This window comes from Micromonospora sp. PRAS1 (assembly GCF_059553435.1).
Genome location: NZ_JCANNB010000001.1, coordinates 300464 through 318185, shown reverse-complemented (window position 1 = coordinate 318185; position 17722 = coordinate 300464). Strand labels below are relative to the sequence as shown.

General features: G+C 71.4%; 12 protein-coding genes. 9 read left to right on the top strand and 3 right to left on the bottom strand.

Features of this window, described 5'->3' with window-relative positions:
- Positions 1 to 10 precede the first annotated feature (10 nt).
- Positions 11 to 2107, bottom strand: a complete 2097-nt coding sequence (locus AC507J_RS01465) for a S9 family peptidase (protein ID WP_496287197.1) — start codon at positions 2105 to 2107, stop codon at positions 11 to 13.
- A gap of 82 nt (positions 2108 to 2189) precedes the next feature.
- Here AC507J_RS01465 and AC507J_RS01460 point away from each other — a divergent pair, with 82 nt between their 5' ends.
- Positions 2190 to 3536: an FAD-binding oxidoreductase gene (locus AC507J_RS01460; protein ID WP_496287196.1), complete on the top strand. Its 1347-nt coding sequence runs from the start codon at positions 2190 to 2192 to the stop codon at positions 3534 to 3536.
- A 192-nt stretch (positions 3537 to 3728) separates the two neighbouring features.
- Here AC507J_RS01460 and AC507J_RS01455 read toward each other — a convergent pair whose 3' ends face one another.
- Positions 3729 to 5834, bottom strand: coding sequence for a SpoIIE family protein phosphatase (locus AC507J_RS01455; protein WP_496287195.1), 2106 nt, complete (start codon positions 5832 to 5834; stop codon positions 3729 to 3731).
- A 154-nt stretch (positions 5835 to 5988) separates the two neighbouring features.
- Between AC507J_RS01455 and AC507J_RS01450 the strand changes: the two genes are divergently transcribed.
- Together AC507J_RS01450 and AC507J_RS01445 are read left to right on the top strand one after the other, a co-directional pair.
- Positions 5989 to 10359 (top strand): hybrid sensor histidine kinase/response regulator, encoded by a 4371-nt coding sequence (locus AC507J_RS01450; protein ID WP_496287194.1) that lies wholly within the window; start codon positions 5989 to 5991, stop codon positions 10357 to 10359.
- Entirely contained in the window at positions 10356 to 10916 is a 561-nt protein-coding gene (locus AC507J_RS01445; RefSeq protein WP_496287193.1) for a response regulator, read from the top strand. Before AC507J_RS01450 ends, AC507J_RS01445 begins: the two co-directional genes overlap by 4 nt.
- Positions 10917 to 10922: 6 nt before the next feature.
- Here AC507J_RS01445 and AC507J_RS01440 read toward each other — a convergent pair whose 3' ends face one another.
- Entirely contained in the window at positions 10923 to 11258 is a 336-nt protein-coding gene (locus tag AC507J_RS01440) for an STAS domain-containing protein (RefSeq protein ID WP_496287192.1), read from the bottom strand.
- 137 nt (positions 11259 to 11395) lie between these two features.
- On the opposite strand from AC507J_RS01440, the gene hemL reads away from it, so the two are divergent.
- From hemL to ccsB, 6 genes are read left to right on the top strand one after another with little or no spacing between them, the layout of a single operon-like run.
- On the top strand, positions 11396 to 12733 hold the full coding sequence (gene hemL / locus AC507J_RS01435; protein ID WP_496287191.1) for a glutamate-1-semialdehyde 2,1-aminomutase: 1338 nt from the start codon (positions 11396 to 11398) through the stop codon (positions 12731 to 12733).
- Positions 12734 to 12735: 2 nt separating this feature from the next.
- Complete coding sequence (locus tag AC507J_RS01430; protein ID WP_496287190.1) at positions 12736 to 13383, top strand: histidine phosphatase family protein; 648 nt, start codon at positions 12736 to 12738, stop codon at positions 13381 to 13383.
- Positions 13384 to 13962 (top strand): TlpA family protein disulfide reductase, encoded by a 579-nt coding sequence (locus AC507J_RS01425; protein ID WP_496287189.1) that lies wholly within the window; start codon positions 13384 to 13386, stop codon positions 13960 to 13962.
- A complete protein-coding gene (locus AC507J_RS01420; protein WP_496287188.1) occupies positions 13962 to 14978 on the top strand; it encodes a cytochrome c biogenesis CcdA family protein in 1017 nt (338 codons plus the stop codon). Before AC507J_RS01425 ends, AC507J_RS01420 begins: the two co-directional genes overlap by 1 nt.
- Positions 14978 to 16651: a cytochrome c biogenesis protein ResB gene (locus tag AC507J_RS01415; RefSeq protein WP_496287187.1), complete on the top strand. Its 1674-nt coding sequence runs from the start codon at positions 14978 to 14980 to the stop codon at positions 16649 to 16651. Before AC507J_RS01420 ends, AC507J_RS01415 begins: the two co-directional genes overlap by 1 nt.
- The gene (ccsB, locus tag AC507J_RS01410) at positions 16651 to 17673 is read left to right on the top strand and encodes a c-type cytochrome biogenesis protein CcsB (RefSeq protein ID WP_496287186.1); all 1023 of its coding nucleotides are present in this window, start codon (positions 16651 to 16653) and stop codon (positions 17671 to 17673) included. The genes AC507J_RS01415 and ccsB overlap by 1 nt, the downstream gene beginning before the upstream one ends.
- The last annotated feature ends 49 nt before the right edge of the window (positions 17674 to 17722 follow it).

Sequence of the window (17722 nt, the reverse complement as noted above, 5' to 3'; positions counted from 1 at the left end):
GTGGCGAAGCTCAGGCGCGGTCGAGGCGGTCCAGGACCCAGGCGTTGACGAACGCCTCCTCCCGCCAGGCGTCGTAACGCCCGCTGGGCCCGCCGTGCCCGGCCTCCATCTCGGTCTTGAGCAGGTACTCGCCCTGCGGGGCGACCTCGCGCAGGCGCGCGATCCACTTCGCCGGCTCGTGGTAGAGCACCCGGGTGTCGTTGAGGCTGGTCATGGCGAGGATCGCCGGGTAGTCCAGCGCGGCGACGTTCTCGTACGGGGTGTACGACTTCATGTACGCGTACACCTCCGGGTCGGCCAGCGGGTTGCCCCACTCCTCCCACTCGGTGACGGTCAGCGGCAGCGACGGGTCGAGGATCGTGTTGAGCGCGTCCACGAACGGCACCTGCGCGACGATGCCGGTGAAGGCGTCCGGCGCGAGGTTGGCCACCGCGCCCATCAGCAGCCCGCCGGCCGAGCCGCCCCGGGCGACCAGCCGGTCCGGCGCGGTCCAGCCGGCCTTCGCCAGATGCCGGGCACAGGCGACGAAGTCGGTGAAGGTGTTCTTCTTGGCCAGCAGCTTGCCCTGCTCGTACCAGCGGCGTCCCAACTCGCCGCCGCCCCGCACGTGGGCCACCGCGAAGACCACCCCACGGTCCAGTAGGGAGAGCCGTCCCACCGAGAACCACGGATCCATGCTCGCCTCGTACGAGCCGTAGCCGTAGATGACGCAGGGCGCGGAGCCGTCGCGGGGAGTGCCGCGGCGGCAGACCAGCGAGATGGGGACCCGGGTGCCGTCGTCCGCCAGCGCCCATTCCCGGTGCTGCTCGTACTCCTCCGGTTGGTAGGCCCGCCCGTCCGGCCCGGGCAGCACCGGCCGGCGGCGCAGCAGGGTCAGCTCGCGGGTCACCAGGTCGTAGTCGTACACCGAGTCCGGGATGACAAGCGAGGTGTAGCGCAGCCGCAGCCGCCCGGTGCGGTACTCGGGGTTGGCGTCCAGGCCGACGGTGTGCAGCGGCTCGGGGAACTCGATGTCGTGGGCGTCGCCACCGCCGACCGGCAGCACCCGCAACCCGGTCAGGCCGTTGCTGCGTACGCTGAGGATCAGGTGGTCGGCGAAGGCGTCCACCGCCTCCAGCCGGGTGCCGGGGGAGTGCTCGATAAGCGGCACCCAGTCGCCCGGCGCGTCCGCCGAGGTGTACGCCAGCGCGAAGTCCTCCGCGCCGTCGTTGTGCAGGATCAGGAACCGGTGCCCGTGGTGCTCCACCGAATACTCGACGCCCTGCCGCCGTGGGGCGATCACCGCCGGCTCGCCGGTCGGGTTGCCGGCCGGGATGACCCGTACCTCGCTGGTCACCTTGCTGGCGATGTCGATCAGGATGAACCGCTCCGAGCGGGTCAGCTCGACGCCGACCCAGAACCGCTCGTCGTCCTCGGAGTGCACCACCACGTCGTCGGCGGCGGCCGTGCCGAGCACGTGCCGCCAGACCCGGTGCGGGCGCCACGCCTCGTCGACGGTGACGTAGAAGAGCACCGAGGCGTCGGCGGACCAGGCGGTGCCGTAGAAGGTGCCGGGGATCTCGTCGGGCAGCAACTCGCCGGTGTCGAGGTCCTTGATCCGTAGGGTGAACCGTTCGTCACCCGAGAAGTCCGTGGAGTAGGCCAGGTAGCGCCCGTCCGGGCTGACGTCGAAGGCACCGAGCGAGAAGAAGTCGTGCCCCTCGGCGAGCCGGTTGCCGTCGAGCAGGATCTGCTCGCCGTCGAGCGGGCCGCCGTCGGAGCTGATCGGCGGGGTGGTCTCGCCCTCGCGTACGGCCCGGCGGCAGTGCACGCCGTACTGCTGGCCCGCCACGGTGCGGGTGTAGTACCAGTGCCCGCCCTTGCGGGTCGGCACCGACAGGTCGGTCTCCTGGGTCCGCCGCCGGATCTCCTCGAACAACTCCGTCCGCAGCCCGGACAGGTGTGCCGTTCGCGCCTCGGTCCACGCGTTCTCGGCGTTGAGGTAGTCGACGGTCTCCGGATCGTCCTTGGTGGCCAGCCAGGCGTACTCGTCGATGACGGTGTCGCCGTGGTGGACGCGTTCGGTCGGCAGCCGCCTGGCTGCGGGTGCGGTGGTCTCGGTGGTCACGGCGTCACGTTACCGGCCGTCCCCGCCCTACGGGCGGAGCAAATCCCTCCCCGACCATTCGAACACATGTACGATCACAGCCATGGTGCCAGCGCGTTCCACCGGCTCGGCCGGTGCCCTCGACATCGCCCGCCGGCTGACCGAGATCTGCGGTCCACGCTTCGCCCGGTTCGCCGGTGCGGCCGACGAGGTGGCCGGCCGCCCGGCGCGCTGGGTGGCGGTGCCGGGCGGCGCGCACGCGGCGGCACAGGTGCTGCGGCTGGCCGCGCAACACGACCTGGCGGTGGTGCCGCGCGGCGCCGGCACCAAAATCGACTGGGGTGCGCCGCCCGAGCGGGTCGACATCATGCTCGACACCGGGCGGCTCGCGGGCATCGGTCACCGACCACCCGACCAGGGCATCGCCGAGGTCGGCGCCGGCACGCCACTGCGCGCGGTGCAGGCCACCCTGGAACGCACCGGCCAGCGGCTCGCCGTGGACGCGCCGTCGCCCGGTGCGACCATCGGCGGCGTACTCGCCGCCGACGAGGCCGGCCCGTTGCGGCACCGGCACGGCACCGCCTGTGACCAGCTAGTCGGCCTGCGCTACCTGGCCGCCGACGGCGAGCTGACCGAGGCCGGCGGCGGGGCGGCCGGGCTGGCCCAGGCCCGACTGCTGTGTGGCTCCGAGGGGGCGCTCGGCGTGCTGATCAGCGCGACGCTGCGGGTGCAGGCGCTGCCGGCCAGCCGGATCTGGGTGACCCGGCCGGTGTGGACCCCGCTTGAGGTGCACGACCTGGTCCGGGCGGTGCTCGCCGCCCGCATCGAGCCCGCCGCGATCGAGCTGGACCTGCCGGCCGGCATGGGACCCCGGCCGCGGCCGGACCGCCGGGCCGAGGCGATGGCGCGTCATCCGTCGATGACGGGACGCACGTCGGCCGGCCCGGCGGGTTCCGGTTCGCTTGTGGTGCTCCTGGAGGGCGGGCCCGCCGAGGTGGCCGAGCGCGCCGACCGGCTGGTGTCGTTGTTCGGCAGCCGGGCGACGGTGGACGGGTCGGCCCCGCAGTGGTGGCGCAGCTATCCGTTCGCCCCCGGCGACACGGCGCTACGACTGGAGGCGCCGATCACCGACCTGCACGCCGCCGTCTACGCGCTGCGCGACGCGGCCGGCACGCCGGTGCCGGTGCGCGGTTCGGCCGGTCTCGGTGTGGCGCACGCCGCACTGCCCGGCGCGCTGCCACCCGAGCGGGTGGCGTCGATCCTGGCCGCGGTGCGCGGCGTGCTGCTCGCCCGACGGGGTCGGTGCCTGGTGCTCGCCGCCCCACCACCCGTCCGCGGGGCCGTCGACCTCTGGGGCGACCTGCCCGTCCCGCCCCAACTGCGCGCCGCCAAACAGCACCTAGACCCCGCCCACCGCCTGGCCCCCCGCCGCCTCCCCCGCAACCTCTGATCCCACCCTCCCCACCCCCACCCCCACTCCCACCCCCTCACCCCACCCCCCAGCCTCGCCGATCTTGCACTTTCGGTCGCTGGGATGCCCCTTTTGTGGCATTCGTGGGGGCAGTAAGTGCAAGATCGGCGAGGAAAGCGGGTGGGGGGAGAGGGGGAGGGGGGAGAGGGGGAGAGGAAGGAGAGGTAACGGTTAGACGGTGTCGTTGCGGAGGACGAGGATGGCGATGTCGTCGCGGGGCTCCTCCACCGAGAAGTTGATCGCGGTGGCCCGGAGCCGGGCCGCCACCACGTCCGCCGGGTAGCCGGCCAGCGGAGTGGTGGCGTCGCGTAGCCGGCCGGTGCCGAACAGCTCCCGGCCCCGCCGGCGCTCGGTCACCCCGTCGGTGTAGAAGACCAGGCAGTCGCCCGGGTCGAGGACGATGCCGGCGGTGGGCGCGGCGATGGCGTCGAGCAGGCCGAGCGCGGTTCCGCCGGTGCCGACGAAGTCGGCCCGACCGCCGCAGGAGCGCAGCAGCACCGGCCGGTCGTGCCCGGCCAGGTGCAGCTCGACGTCGAGTTGGCCGCCCTCGCCCGGCCGGACGGCGGCCAGGGCCAGCGTGCAGTAGCGGCCCGACCCCCGCTCGACAAGCGTCTCGTTGAGCCGGGCCAGCACCTCGGGCAGCGGCTTGCCGTCCCCGGCCAGCACCCGAATCACGTCCCGCACCAGCCCGGTCACCGCGGCGGCCTGCACCCCCTTGCCCGAGACGTCGCCGATCACCACCAGCCAGCGGCCGTCCGGCAGCGGCATCACGTCGTAGAAGTCGCCGCCGACATCGGCGTCCCCGCCGGTCGGCACGTACTCGGCGGCGAAGCCGATGCCCTCCACGACCGGGAGCACCGGCGGTAGCAGCGACTGTTGCAGCGTCTGCGCCACCCGCCGCCGCTCGGCGTGGATCCGAGCGTTCTCGATCGCCAGGGCCGCCCGCCGGGCCACGTCCTCCAGCACCGCGATCTCGTCGGGGTCGTGCCGGTGCCGCAGGTGCCGCCCCACGGCGAGCGTGCCGAGGCGTTGCCCCCGGGCGATCAACGGTACGGCGAAGCCCTCCATCGGCGCGCCCAGCGGCGTCTGGGTGCCGTTGCGGCTCGCCTCGCGCAGCCGGGCCTGGATCGAGTCGGGGCCGGTCTGACGCAGGGTGGCGTGCAGCTGGGGCAGCATCGACTCGTCCGCGTGGCTGGCTGCGGCGAGGCGGAGCCGGCCCCACTCGTCGGTGGTGTGCACCGCGCACCACTGGCCCAGACGGGGCACCACCAGCTGCGGGATCAGCGCCATGGTCAGCTCCACGTCGAGCGACTGGGCGAGCAGCTCACTGGCCTCGGCGAGGAAGGTCAGCCAGGCCTGCCGGCGGACGTCGGCGCGGCGCAGCCGGTCGTTCTCCAGGTGCAGCGAGAGCCGCTCGGCAGCCAGCACCGCCAGCGGCCGGGCGTACGCGGTTGGCGCGGCGTCCAGCTCCAGCTCCCCGGCGTACGGGCGGTGCACGGCAAGCGGCACCCGGATCAGGTCGTTGCCGGCCCGGGGCTGCCGGCCGTACCGGGCGAGCAGCTGCGTGCCCTGGCCGTCCCCACGGTCCAGCCGGATCACGCCCCCGGCGGCGCCGACCATCTCCGCCACCTGCGTGAGCAGGCTGGTGGCGAAGTCGGGCAGCGGATCGTCGACATACGAATCGGGAGTGGTCTGCAACAGCGCGCTCATCGCACCCGCGCTGGGACCGGCGGTGTGTCCGCTGTTGCCCGGTTCGCCGACCGGCGGTCTGAAGTCGTCACCGGGCGGGTCGGAGTCGTCCCCGTGCGGCCCGTCGTCGTCGCGCTGCCCGTCGCGGCGCCGGCGGTCCAGCCGGAACCAGACCCCCTTGCCGTTGGGCAGGTAGGTAGTCCCCCAGCGACTTGCGAAGTGGTCGACCAGCAGCAGCCCGCGCCCGCGTTCGGCCACCTCGACGATGTCGGTCGACACGTTGCGTACGCCCACGGTCAGCTCGTCGACCGGGCCGGCGGCGAAGTCCGAGACGGTCACGGTCAACCCGGCCGGGTCCGCGGTGACCTCGATGTCCAGTTCGGTGCCGGCGTGCTCGACGGCGTTGGTGGAGAGTTCCGTGGTCAGCAGCAGCGCCTCGTTGGCCAGCTCGTCCAGGTGCGCCTCGGTGAGTACGGAGCGGACGACCGCCCGCGCAGCGGCCGGCGTACGGCGGTCGGCGGGCAGCCGAACGCGCCGTACGTGCTCGTCTGGGCCCTTGGTCACGGCGGGCCCCGTCTCCGCCGACACCCTCGTATCCTCCACCGACACTCGCCCGGTGCCAAGCCGATCACCTGCCGGGTCGGCATCGCGAACGGCGGTGCGGCGTGGCGGTTTCCAGCTCACGGGGACAATGATGGGGTGACCGGCGCGAGCCGGTGGACCCTGAGGTGAGCGAGGAATGATGACCACGGCGAAACAGTCGGGGCTGGCGGAGAACTCCGCTGCCGACCACGATGCGGTCCTCACCGAGCTGGCGGAGGCGCTGCGGCAGGTTCGGCGCGGCGATCTCAAGGTCAGGCTGCCACGGCGGTCGGGCGCGGCCGGTGAGGTGGCGGACGCTTTCAACGACGTGGTGTCGCTCCAGGAGCGGCAGCATCTGGACCTGCGCCGGATCAGCCGGATCGTCGGTCGCGACGGTCGGCTGACCGAGCGGCTGGACGAGGAGGGGCTGGACGGCTCCTGGGCGGAGGGCCAGCGGGCGGTCAACTCGCTCATCGACGACCTGGGCCGGCCCACCACCGAGATCGCCCGGGTCATCGTCGCGGTCGCGGACGGCGATCTCTCCCAGCACATGGCGCTGGAGATGGACGGCCGCCCGCTGCGCGGCGAGTACCTGCGCATCGGGCGCACGGTCAACACCATGGTCGACCAGCTCTCGTCCTTCTCCAACGAGGTGACCCGGGTCGCGCGTGAGGTGGGCACCGAGGGCAAGCTCGGCGGCCAGGCCGATGTACGCGGCGTCGCGGGCACCTGGAAGGACCTCACCGACTCGGTGAACACCATGGCGTCGAACCTCACCGGCCAGGTGCGGTCGATCTCACAGGTGGCCACGGCGGTGGCCAAGGGCGACCTGAGTCAGAAGATCACGGTGAGCGCCCGGGGCGAGGTGGCCGAGCTGGCCGACACCATGAACTCGCTCACCGACACGCTGCGGCTCTTCGCCGAGCAGGTGACCCGGGTGGCCCGTGAGGTGGGCACCGAGGGCAAGCTCGGCGGCCAGGCCGAGGTGCCGAACGTGGCCGGCACCTGGAAGGACCTCACCGACAGCGTCAACTCGATGGCGTCGAACCTGACCGCCCAGGTGCGCAACATCGCCCAGGTCTCCACCGCGGTGGCCCGGGGCGACCTGTCGCAGAAGATCACCGTGGCCGCGCAGGGCGAGATCCTCGAACTCAAGGACACCGTCAACACGATGGTGGATCAGTTGTCGTCGTTCGCCGACGAGGTGACCCGGGTGGCCCGTGAGGTGGGTACCGAGGGCAAGCTCGGCGGCCAGGCCCAGGTCCGCGGGGTCTCCGGGACCTGGCGGGACCTGACCGAGAACGTGAACCAGCTCGCCGGAAACCTGACCAGCCAGGTCCGCAACATCTCCCAGGTCTCGACGGCGGTCGCGAAGGGCGACCTGAGCCAGAAGATCACCGTGGACGCCCGGGGCGAGATGCTGGAGCTGAAGAGCACCGTCAACACGATGGTGGACCAGTTGTCGTCGTTCGCCGATGAGGTGACCCGGGTGGCCCGTGAGGTGGGCACCGAGGGCAAGTTGGGCGGCCAGGCCCAGGTGACCGGGGTCTCCGGCACCTGGCGGGACCTGACCGACAACGTGAACTCGATGGCGTCGAACCTGACCAGCCAGGTACGCAACATCGCCTCGGTCACCACCGCCGTGGCGAAGGGCGATCTGTCGCAGAAGATCACGGTGGATGCCCGGGGTGAGATCCTGGAGCTGAAGTCGACGGTGAACACGATGGTGGATCAGCTGTCGTCGTTCGCCGATGAGGTGACCCGGGTGGCCCGTGAGGTGGGCACGGAGGGCAAGCTCGGCGGCCAGGCCCAGGTCCGCGGGGTGGCCGGGACCTGGCGGGATCTGACCGACAACGTGAACTCGATGGCGTCGAACCTCACCGCACAGGTACGCAACATCGCCCAGGTCTCCACGGCGGTGGCGAAGGGTGATCTGTCGCAGAAGATCACGGTGGATGCCCGGGGTGAGATCCTGGAGTTGAAGTCGACGGTGAACACGATGGTGGATCAGCTGTCGTCGTTCGCCGATGAGGTGACCCGGGTGGCCCGTGAGGTGGGCACCGAGGGGAAGCTGGGCGGTCAGGCGCAGGTCAAGGGGGTCTCCGGCACCTGGCGGGACCTGACCGACAACGTGAACTCGATGGCGTCGAACCTGACCAGCCAGGTCCGCAACATCGCCTCGGTAACCACCGCGGTCGCCAACGGCGACCTGTCACAGAAGATCACGGTGGACGCGCAGGGCGAGATCCTGGAGCTGAAGAACACCGTCAACACGATGGTGGACCAGTTGTCGTCGTTCGCCGATGAGGTGACCCGGGTGGCCCGTGAGGTGGGCACCGAGGGGAAGCTGGGCGGTCAGGCGCAGGTCAAGGGGGTCTCCGGCACCTGGCGGGACCTCACCGAGAACGTCAACCAGCTCGCCTCCACGCTGACCACTCAGCTGCGCGCGATCGCCCGGGTCTCGACGTCGGTGACCCGGGGCGACCTGACCCAGCGGATCGCGGTGAAGGCGCAGGGCGAGGTCGCCGAGCTGAAAGACAACATCAACCAGATGATCGTCACGCTGCGGGAGACCACCCACAAGAACGCCGAGCAGGGTTGGCTCGACTCCAACCTGGCCCGCATCGGCGGGCTGCTCCAGGGGCAGCGCGATCTCGGCGAGGTCTGCCGCATGATCATGATGGAGGTGACGCCGCTGGTCGACGCGCAGCTCGGCGCGTTCTTCCTGGCGGACAACTCCGAGGGAGTGATGCGGCTGCGGTTGACCGCCTCGTACGGCTACGTGTCCCGGGGCCACGACGTCACCTTCGGGCCGGGTGAGGGGTTGGTCGGGCAGACCGCACTCTCCCGGCGCACCATCCGGCTCGCCGCCGTACCGGACAGCCGGATCACGCTGCGCTCCGGCCTGGCCGACACTCCGCCGCAGGACCTGGTCGTGCTGCCCGTCCTCTTCGAGGGCGAGCTGCTCGGGGTGATCGAGTTCGCAAGCGTCACCCCCTTCTCGGAGTTGCACCTCTCCTTCCTGGAGCGGCTGGTCGCCACCATCGGCATCGCGGTAAACACCATCCAGGCCAACCGGCGTACCGAGGAGCTGCTCTCGCAGTCCCAGCGGCTGGCGCACGAGTTGCAGGAGCAGTCGGCGGAGTTGCAGCGCACCAACGCCGAACTGGAGGAGAAGGCCAAACTGCTCTCCGAGCAGAAGGCGAACATCGAGACCCAGAACCGGGAGATCGAACTGGCCCGGCTCGGCCTGGAGGACAAGGCCCAGCAGCTCACCCGGGCCTCGGCGTACAAGTCCGAGTTCCTGGCGAACATGAGCCACGAGCTGCGTACGCCGCTGAACTCCCTGCTGCTGCTGGCCCGGCTGCTCGCCGAGAACTCGGAGCGCAACCTGAGCCCGAAGCAGATCGAGTTCGCCCGGACGATCCACAGCGCCGGTTCCGACCTGCTCTCGCTGATCGACGACATCCTGGACCTGTCCAAGATCGAGGCGGGCCGGATGGACGTGGAGCCGACCGAGGTCCGGTTCACGGAGATCCGCAGCTACGTGGAGCAGGCGTTCGCCCCGCAGGCCGACGAGAAGGGGCTCGACTTCCAGGTACGCATCAGCAAGGAGCTGCCGCTGGCGGTGGTCACCGACGCCCAGCGCCTTCAGCAGATCCTGCGCAACCTGTTGTCGAACGCGGTCAAGTTCACCGACAACGGCGGGGTCACGCTGCGCATCTCCCGGGCACCGGAGCACGCGGTCTTCGACGTACCGGCGCTGACCAACTCCCGGCAGGTGATCGCGTTCACCGTGATCGACACCGGGATCGGCATCTCCGACGACAAGCTGTCCCTGATCTTCGAGGCGTTCCAGCAGGCCGACGGCACCACCAGCCGTCGCTACGGCGGCACCGGGCTGGGATTGTCGATCAGCCGGGATCTGGCCCGGCTGATCGGCGGCACGATCACCGTCAGCTCGGCGCCCGGCCAGGGCTCGACCTTCACGCTCTACCTGCCCGACGTACTGGCGCCGGACGCGGTGGTCGCGCCGGCACCCCCGTCACCGCAGCGGGCGGGCCTGCCGTCGTCGCTGCTGATGCCGCCGATGGAGCTGCTGCCGGAACGACCGGAGGCACCGAAGACCCGACAGCTGGACGGGGCCACCGTTTTGATCGTGGACGACGACGTGCGTAACGTCTTCGCTCTGACCAGCGCGCTGGAGCTGCACGGGATGACCGTGCTCTACGCGGACAACGGCAGCGACGGGGTGCGTCTGCTGGCGGAGCACCCGGAGGTGGACATCGTGCTGATGGACGCCATGATGCCCGACCAGGACGGGTACGAGACGACCCGGCAGATCCGGCGCAACCACCGCTTCGCGGAGCTGCCCATCGTCTTCCTGACCGCCAAGGCGATGCCCGGTGACCGGGAGTCGGCGATCGCGGCCGGGGCCAGCGACTACATCACCAAGCCGGTCGACCTGGACGAGCTGATCGAGTTGATGGGCTCCTGGATCAGCGGTGGCCGTACCGAGGAGGACTCGTGACGCAGGTGGCGAAGGCACTGCTGGTCGACGACCGCCGGGAGAACCTGATGGCCCTGGAGGCGATCCTCCAGGGGCTGCCGGTGCAGTCGGTCGCGGTGGAGAGCGGGGAGGCGGCGCTCAAGCAACTGCTGGTCGACGACTTCGCGGTGATCCTGCTGGACGCCCAGATGCCGGACATGGACGGCTTCGAGACGGCCAGCCACATCAAGCGGCGGGAGCGTACCCGGCACGTACCGATCATCTTTCTGACCGCCGCGGACCGGGACGCGCAGCTCGCCCTGCGGGGGTATGCGGTCGGGGCGGTGGACTATCTGACCAAGCCCTTCGACCCCTGGGTGCTGCGGGCCAAGGTCTCCGTCTTCGTCGAGCTGTGGACCAAGACCCGTCAGCTGGCCGCGCAGTCGGAGATGGTGCGGGAACGCGACGCCCAGTGGCGGCTGCTCACCGACGCCGTCGACGAGGCCACCACGCTCCTGCGCACCGCGGACGAGACCCCGGACGCCATTGCCCGCGCCCTGACCATCCTCGAACAGGCCCGCTGGGGCACGACCTCCTGACGGCGGTCAGGTGGTGGGGGCGTCGTTGCGGATCATCAGGGCGCTGCGGAGGCCGGTGATGTCCAGGACGCGCAGCAGGAAGTCGCCGACGTTGGTCAGCACGAGCAGGCTCTGCGCGTGGCTGGCCTTGCGGCTGAGCACCACAAGCGTGCCGAGCCCCTGTGAGTCGCAGAAGGTGACCCCGCCGAGATCGAGCACGATCCGGGGCGGCGCTTCGGCGAGGACTTCATTCACAATGGTCGACAGCTGGGCGGCCGTGAGCATGTCGATCTCACCGGCGAGGCGCAACACTGCTTCGTCGCCCGCCCGGTGTACGGTGATGGACAGTTCGGCACGATCCACCCGGCCAGCCTATCGCGATCTCGCACGCCTGGCCTGTTGAGGCGGGCGTCGTCGGCCAGCGCGCCGAGGTGAGCCCGGTAACCCTGATCCGGGGTGCCTGCTGATCCGCCGACCGGCGCTGACACAATGGCGACATCGTGACCGAGGTGTTTCCCGCCGGATCCGACCGCTACCCGGTCGACGCGCCGGCCTCAGCGGCCCTGTTCGACCGCGCTCGCGCCATCGTGCCGGGCGGGGTGAACTCCCCTGTGCGCGCCTTCCAGGCGGTCGGCGGCACACCACGCTTCATGGTCCGGGGCGAGGGTCCCTGGCTCCACGACGCCGACGGGCGACGCTACGTCGACCTGGTCTGCTCCTGGGGTCCGCTGATCCTCGGCCACGCGCACCCCGAGGTGGTGGCGGCCGTGCAGGACGCCGCTGCGCGGGGCACCAGCTTCGGTACGCCCACTCCCGGCGAGGTCGAGCTGGCCGCCGAGATCGTCGAGCGCACGCCGGTGGAGCAGGTTCGGCTGGTCAACTCGGGCACCGAGGCGACCATGTCGGCGATCCGGCTGGCCCGGGGGCACACCGGCCGCTCGAAGATCATCAAGTTCGCCGGCTGCTACCACGGCCACGTCGACGCGCTGCTCGCCTCGGCCGGCTCCGGCGTGGCCACCCTCGGCCTGCCGGACTCGCCCGGCGTCACCGGCGCGGCGGCCGGCGAGACCATCGTGCTGCCGTACAACGACATCGTCGCCGTCGAGGAGGCGTTCGCCGCCGAGGGCCAGCACATCGCCGCCGTGATCACCGAGGCGGCCCCGGGCAACATGGGCGTGGTGGCCCCCCGGAACGGGTTCAACGGCGAGCTGGCCCGGATCGCCCACGCGTACGGCGCGCTGCTCATCGTCGACGAGGTGATGACCGGGTTCCGGGTGTCCCGCTCGGGCTGGCACGGCCTCGATCCGGTCGACGCGGACCTGTGGACGTACGGCAAGGTCATGGGTGGCGGACTGCCCGCCGCGGCGTTCGGCGGGCGCGCGGAGATCATGTCGCGGCTGGCCCCGGCCGGCCCGGTCTACCAGGCCGGCACGCTCTCCGGAAACCCGCTGGCCTGCGCGGCCGGCCTGACCACCCTGCGGCTGGCCGACGACGCGCTCTACCGCCGGCTGGACGACACCGCCGCCGCCGTGGGCAAGCTCGCCACCGACGCGCTGGCCGCCGCCGGTGTCCCGCACCGGCTGTCGTACGCGGGAAACATGTTCTCGATCTTCTTCACGGATGCCGACGTGGTCGACTACGACAGCGCCCGCGCCCAGCAGGTGCCCGCGTTCAAGGCGTTCTTTCACGCGATGCTCGCCGCCGGGGTGTACCTTCCGCCGAGCGCGTTCGAGTCCTGGTTCGTTTCTGCGGCGATCGACGACGCCGCCCTGGAACAGATCGCCGCCGCCCTGCCGACGGCGGCCGAGGCAGCGGCAGCGGCAGGCACAGGGGGGTAGCGGTGAGCAAGACGGTGGTCCACGTGCTTCGGCACGGCGAGGTGCACAACCCGGACGGCATTCTCTACGGCCGGTTGCCCGGGTTCCGCCTCAGCGAGCTGGGTGTCCAGATGGCCAAGGCCGCCGCGCAGGGGCTCGCCGACCGCGAGGTCGTGCACGTGGTGGCCAGTCCCCTGGAACGCGCCCAGCAGACCGCCGAACCCATCGCCGCCCAGTTCGGGCTGCCCGTCGGGGTGGACGAACGACTGATCGAGAGCGCCAACTGGTTCGAGGGCAAAAAGGTCTCGCCCGGTGACGGCTCCTTCCGCGACCCGCGCAACTGGTGGGTGCTCCGCGACCCGGTCACCCCCTCCTGGGGCGAGGCGTACCTGGCGATCGCCGAGCGGATGTTCGCCGCCCTGCACGCCGCCCGGGTCGCCGCCGAGGGGCGCGAGGCGGTGCTCGTCTCCCACCAGCTGCCGATCTGGACACTGCGTCGGCACGTCGAGCGCAAGCGGCTCTGGCACGATCCGCGTCGCCGGCAGTGCGGGCTGGCCTCGCTCACCACCTTCCACTTCGACGGCGCCAAGGTCGTCGGCATCGGCTACTCGGAACCGGCCGCGCATCTGGTGGCGATGTCACCGACCGCCCGGACGGCCAAGGGGGCCTGAATGGGGCCCCGGAAGCTGGCCGCCGGGCTGTTCGCCGCCGCGACCGTGACCGCCCTGCTGACCGGCTGCCTGCCCGGCGACGGGAAGCCGGAGTGCGACAACGAGGGCGGCATCGTGCAGTGCGCCCCGGACCAGCGCTCCGCCGCTCCCGGGATCAGCGGTGAGCTGCTCAAGGGCGGCACGTACGACGTGGCCGACCAGCGCGGCCAGGTGGTCGTGGTCAACTTCTGGGGTTCGTGGTGCGCGCCCTGCCGGGCCGAGGCCGACGACCTGGAGAACACCTACCAGGCGACCAAGGACTCCGGGGTGACCTTCCTCGGCATCAACGTGCAGGACAGCCGGGACAAGGCGATCGCCTTCGAGGACGGGTACGGCATCAGCTACCCGAGCATCTTCGACCCGGGCAGCCGGCTCGCCCTGGACATGGACATCCCGCCGAACACCATCCCGGCCACCGTCGTCCTCGACCGGGAGGGCCGGATCGCCACGGTGATCCGGGCGGCGGTCCGGCAGGAGGGCCTGCAACCCATCGTCGAGCGGATCGCCGCGGAGTCGCCCGCGCCGTCCGGCCAGCGCTGATGGGCGAGACCTTCGGCCAGCTCGCCACCTCGGGCCCGCTGCTCCTGGCGGTGGGCGCCGCGGCCCTGGCCGGCCTGGTCAGCTTCCTCTCCCCGTGCGTGCTACCGCTGATGCCCGGTTATCTCTCCTACGTGACCGGCCTGGCCGGCGCCGACCTGGAAGGCCGAAGCGCAAGGAAGGGCCCCCTGTTAACGCCTGCGGTAGAGGAAGGGCCCCCTGTTAACACCGCAGCCGGCGCACCGACCGCAGCGGGCTCACCCACCGCACCCACCGCAGCCACCGCAGCCGGCGCAGCCACCGCAGCCGGCGCAGCCACCGCAGCTGGCGCAGGCGGCGCGCCCGAGGCGGCCGGCGCAGGCGGCGCGCCGGAACTGGTCGGTGCGGTCGGTGCCGGCGTCGGCACGGCGGTACGCGAGCGGACCCGGGCCCGCCGAGCGGTCAAGGGGCGGGTGCTCGCCGGCACGCTGCTCTTCATCGCCGGCTTCACCGTCGTCTTCACCGCCACCGCGATCCTGTTCAGCAGCATCGGCCGGGTCTTCTTCGACTACGAGCGGGCGCTGGAGATCGCCATCGGTGGTCTCGTCGTCGTGCTCGGGCTGGGCTACCTCGGCGTACTGCCCGGGTTCCAGCGCGAACTCCGGATCAATCGGCTGCCCGCGGCCGGCCTGGCCGGCGCCCCCGTGCTGGGCGCGGTCTTCGCGCTGAGCTGGATCCCGTGCACCGGGCCCACCCTGGCCGCCGTGCTCGGCATGGCCACCACCAGCGGTCAGTTGGACCGGGCGGTGGTGCTGGCCGTGGCGTACTGCCTCGGGCTGGGGATCCCGTTCATCATCTTCGGGCTGGGCTTCGAGCGTCTGCTCGGCGTCTTCCGGACGGTACGACGGCACAGTCGCTGGGTCACCCGGATCGGTGGCCTCCTGCTGATCGCGATCGGCCTGGCCCTGGTGACGGGCGGCTGGACGAACGTGGTGATCTGGCTGCAGACCACCTTCGGCACCGGCGAGGTGAGCATCTGATGACCGCCGTCGACGACCGGCCCACCGCGCCGGCCAGGGCACCCCGTCGCCCCAATCCGCTGCTGGCCCTGCTGCGCAACTCGTGGCGGCAGCTGACCAGCATGCGTACCGCGCTTGTGTTGCTCTTCCTGCTCGCGGTCGCCGCCATCCCCGGCTCGGTGCTGCCGCAGCGCGGCGTCAACCCGGAGGACGTCCGCGACTTCTTCACCGCGTACCCGGATCTGGCGCCGGTGCTCGACCGGGTCGGCGCGTTCGAGGCGTTCGGCTCGGTCTGGTTCTCCGCGATCTACCTGCTGCTCTTCACGTCGCTGATCGGGTGCATCACGCCCCGCCTGCGCGACCATGTCCGGGCGCTGCGGGCCAGGCCGCCGGCCGTACCGAAGCGGCTGGAGCGGCTGCCGCAACACGCGGTGGTGCCCGCGCCGGAGGGCGGCGTGGCGGCGATCGCCGAGACGCTGCGGGGCCGGCGGTGGCGGGTGGTGGTCCGGGGCGACGAGGTCTCCGCCGAGAAGGGCTACCTCAAGGAGACCGGGAACCTGATCTTCCACACCTCGATGGTGCTGGTGCTGGTCGGGGTCGCGCTCGGCTCCTGGTACGGCTGGCACGGCAACCGGCTGCTCGTCGCCGGCCCCGATCACGTCTTCTGCAACACGGGTCAGCAGTACGCCGAGTCCTCCTTCGGCCCGCGCGTCGGCGACGACCTGCCCCGGTTCTGCATGCAGTTGGACGAGTTCGACGCCCGGTTCCTGCCGACCGGTCAGCCCTCCTTCTACAACGCCAAGGTGACTGTGGACGAGGACGGCGAGGCGGCGCGCCCGGCAGAGTTCTCGGTCAACTCGCCCCTGCGGCTCGACGGCGCGAACGTCTACCTGCTCGGGCACGGGTACGCCCCGGTGATCCGCTACACCGACCGGTTCGGCAACAGCCAGCGCAGCGCCGTGCCCTTCCTCAACAACGGCGACATCGGGCTGACCAGTGAGGGGCTGGCCGCCTTCCCCGACGCCAACGTGAACCCGGAGACCGGCGCGCGGGACCCGAACCTTCAGGTGGCCTTCTCGGGTCTCTACCTGCCGACCGCACCGCAGCAGCCCCCGTTCACCCGGTCGGAGCATCCCGCCGAGCAGAATCCGCTGCTCGACCTGGTCGCCTACCGGGGCAACCTGGGCCTGGACGCCGGCATCCCCGGCTCGGTCTACCAGCTCGACCAGCGGCAGGTAAACAACGGTCGGCTCACCGAGGTCGGCACGCAGCAACTGCGGGTGGGGGAGAGTTGGACGCTTGACGACGGCAGCACTGTCGAGTTCCTGGGCACCGAGCCGTACATCGTGCTCTCCGTGCGGCACGATCCGGGCACGATGCTGCTGCTGGTCAGCTCGATCGGACTGGTGCTCGGGCTGATGGGCTCGCTCTTCGTCAAGCGTCGCCGGGTCTTCGTCCGGGTGCTGTCGGCCGGTGCCGGGGCCCCCGGGAATGGATCTCCGACGGACGGTAGTAGTTTGGTCGAGGTGGCTGGCCTGCCGCGTACCGAACATCCTGGGTTCGCCGACGAGTTCGCTCAACTGGTGGCCGCGGTCCGCGGCGATCGGCGGGCCGATGCCGGGACCGGGGCCGACGAGGCGCCGGCCGGCGCCGGAACCGGGGCGAGCACCGGGGCGCGAGAAGGAGCCGAGTGATGTCCGCACTCTCCGACCAGGTGGTGTCGATCACCACCATGGTGTACCTGCTGGCGATGATCAGCCACGCGGTCGAGTACGCCCTGGGCAACTCGCGGGCCAGGACGGTAGCGGCACCCGCCCGCGAACTGGTGGGCGCGGCGGTCGGTGGCGCGTCGGCGGGCTCGGTCGGTGGTTCGACGGTCGCGGTCGGCGACGGGGTGACGGCCGGGGAGGCGCTGCCGGCGACCGGTGGGGCAGCCGACCGGATCGGGCGTACGACGCACCGGGCCGAACTGGCCGGCCGGATCGCGGTCGGGCTGACCGCCCTCGGCGCGGCGCTGCACCTGGTCGCGCTGGTCACCCGAGGTCTCGCGGCGGACCGGATGCCGTGGGGCAACATGTACGAGTTCGTGCTCACGGTCTCGTTCATCGGGGTCGCCGCCTGGCTGGTGGTGCTGGTGAAGGTGCCGTCGCTGCGTCGCCTCGGGCTGTTCCTGACCCTGGTCATGGTGCTGCTGGTGGCCACCGCCGAGCTGGTGCTCTACACGCCGATCGTGCCGCTGGTGCCCGCGCTCAACTCGTACTGGTTCATCGTGCACGTGTCGACGATCGTCTTCGCTTCCGGGCTCTTCCTGCTCGGCGCGGTGCCGGCGGCGGCGTACCTGATGCGGGCCGGGTACGAGCAGGGCAGGCGGAGCTTCCCGTACACGCTGGCGAAGCGGCTGCCGGCGGCGGAGAGCCTGGAGCGGCTCACCTTCGTGCTGCACGCCTTCTCGTTCCCGATCTTCACCTTCGCGGTGATCGCCGGAGCGATCTGGGCCGAGGCCGCCTGGGGTCGGGCGTGGGGCTGGGACCCGAAGGAGACCTGGGCCTTCATCTCCTGGGTGGTGTACGCCGGCTACCTGCACGCTCGGGCGACACCGAGCGTGAAGCGGAACGTGGCCGCCTGGCTGGCGATCCTCGGCTTCCTCACCGTGATGATGAACCTGTTCGGGGTGAACATCTTCTTCGAGGGCCTGCACTCCTACGGCGGCCTCTGACCCGGATCGGGCAGCCCGCAGGCCGCCCGCAAGATGTATAACTACACTT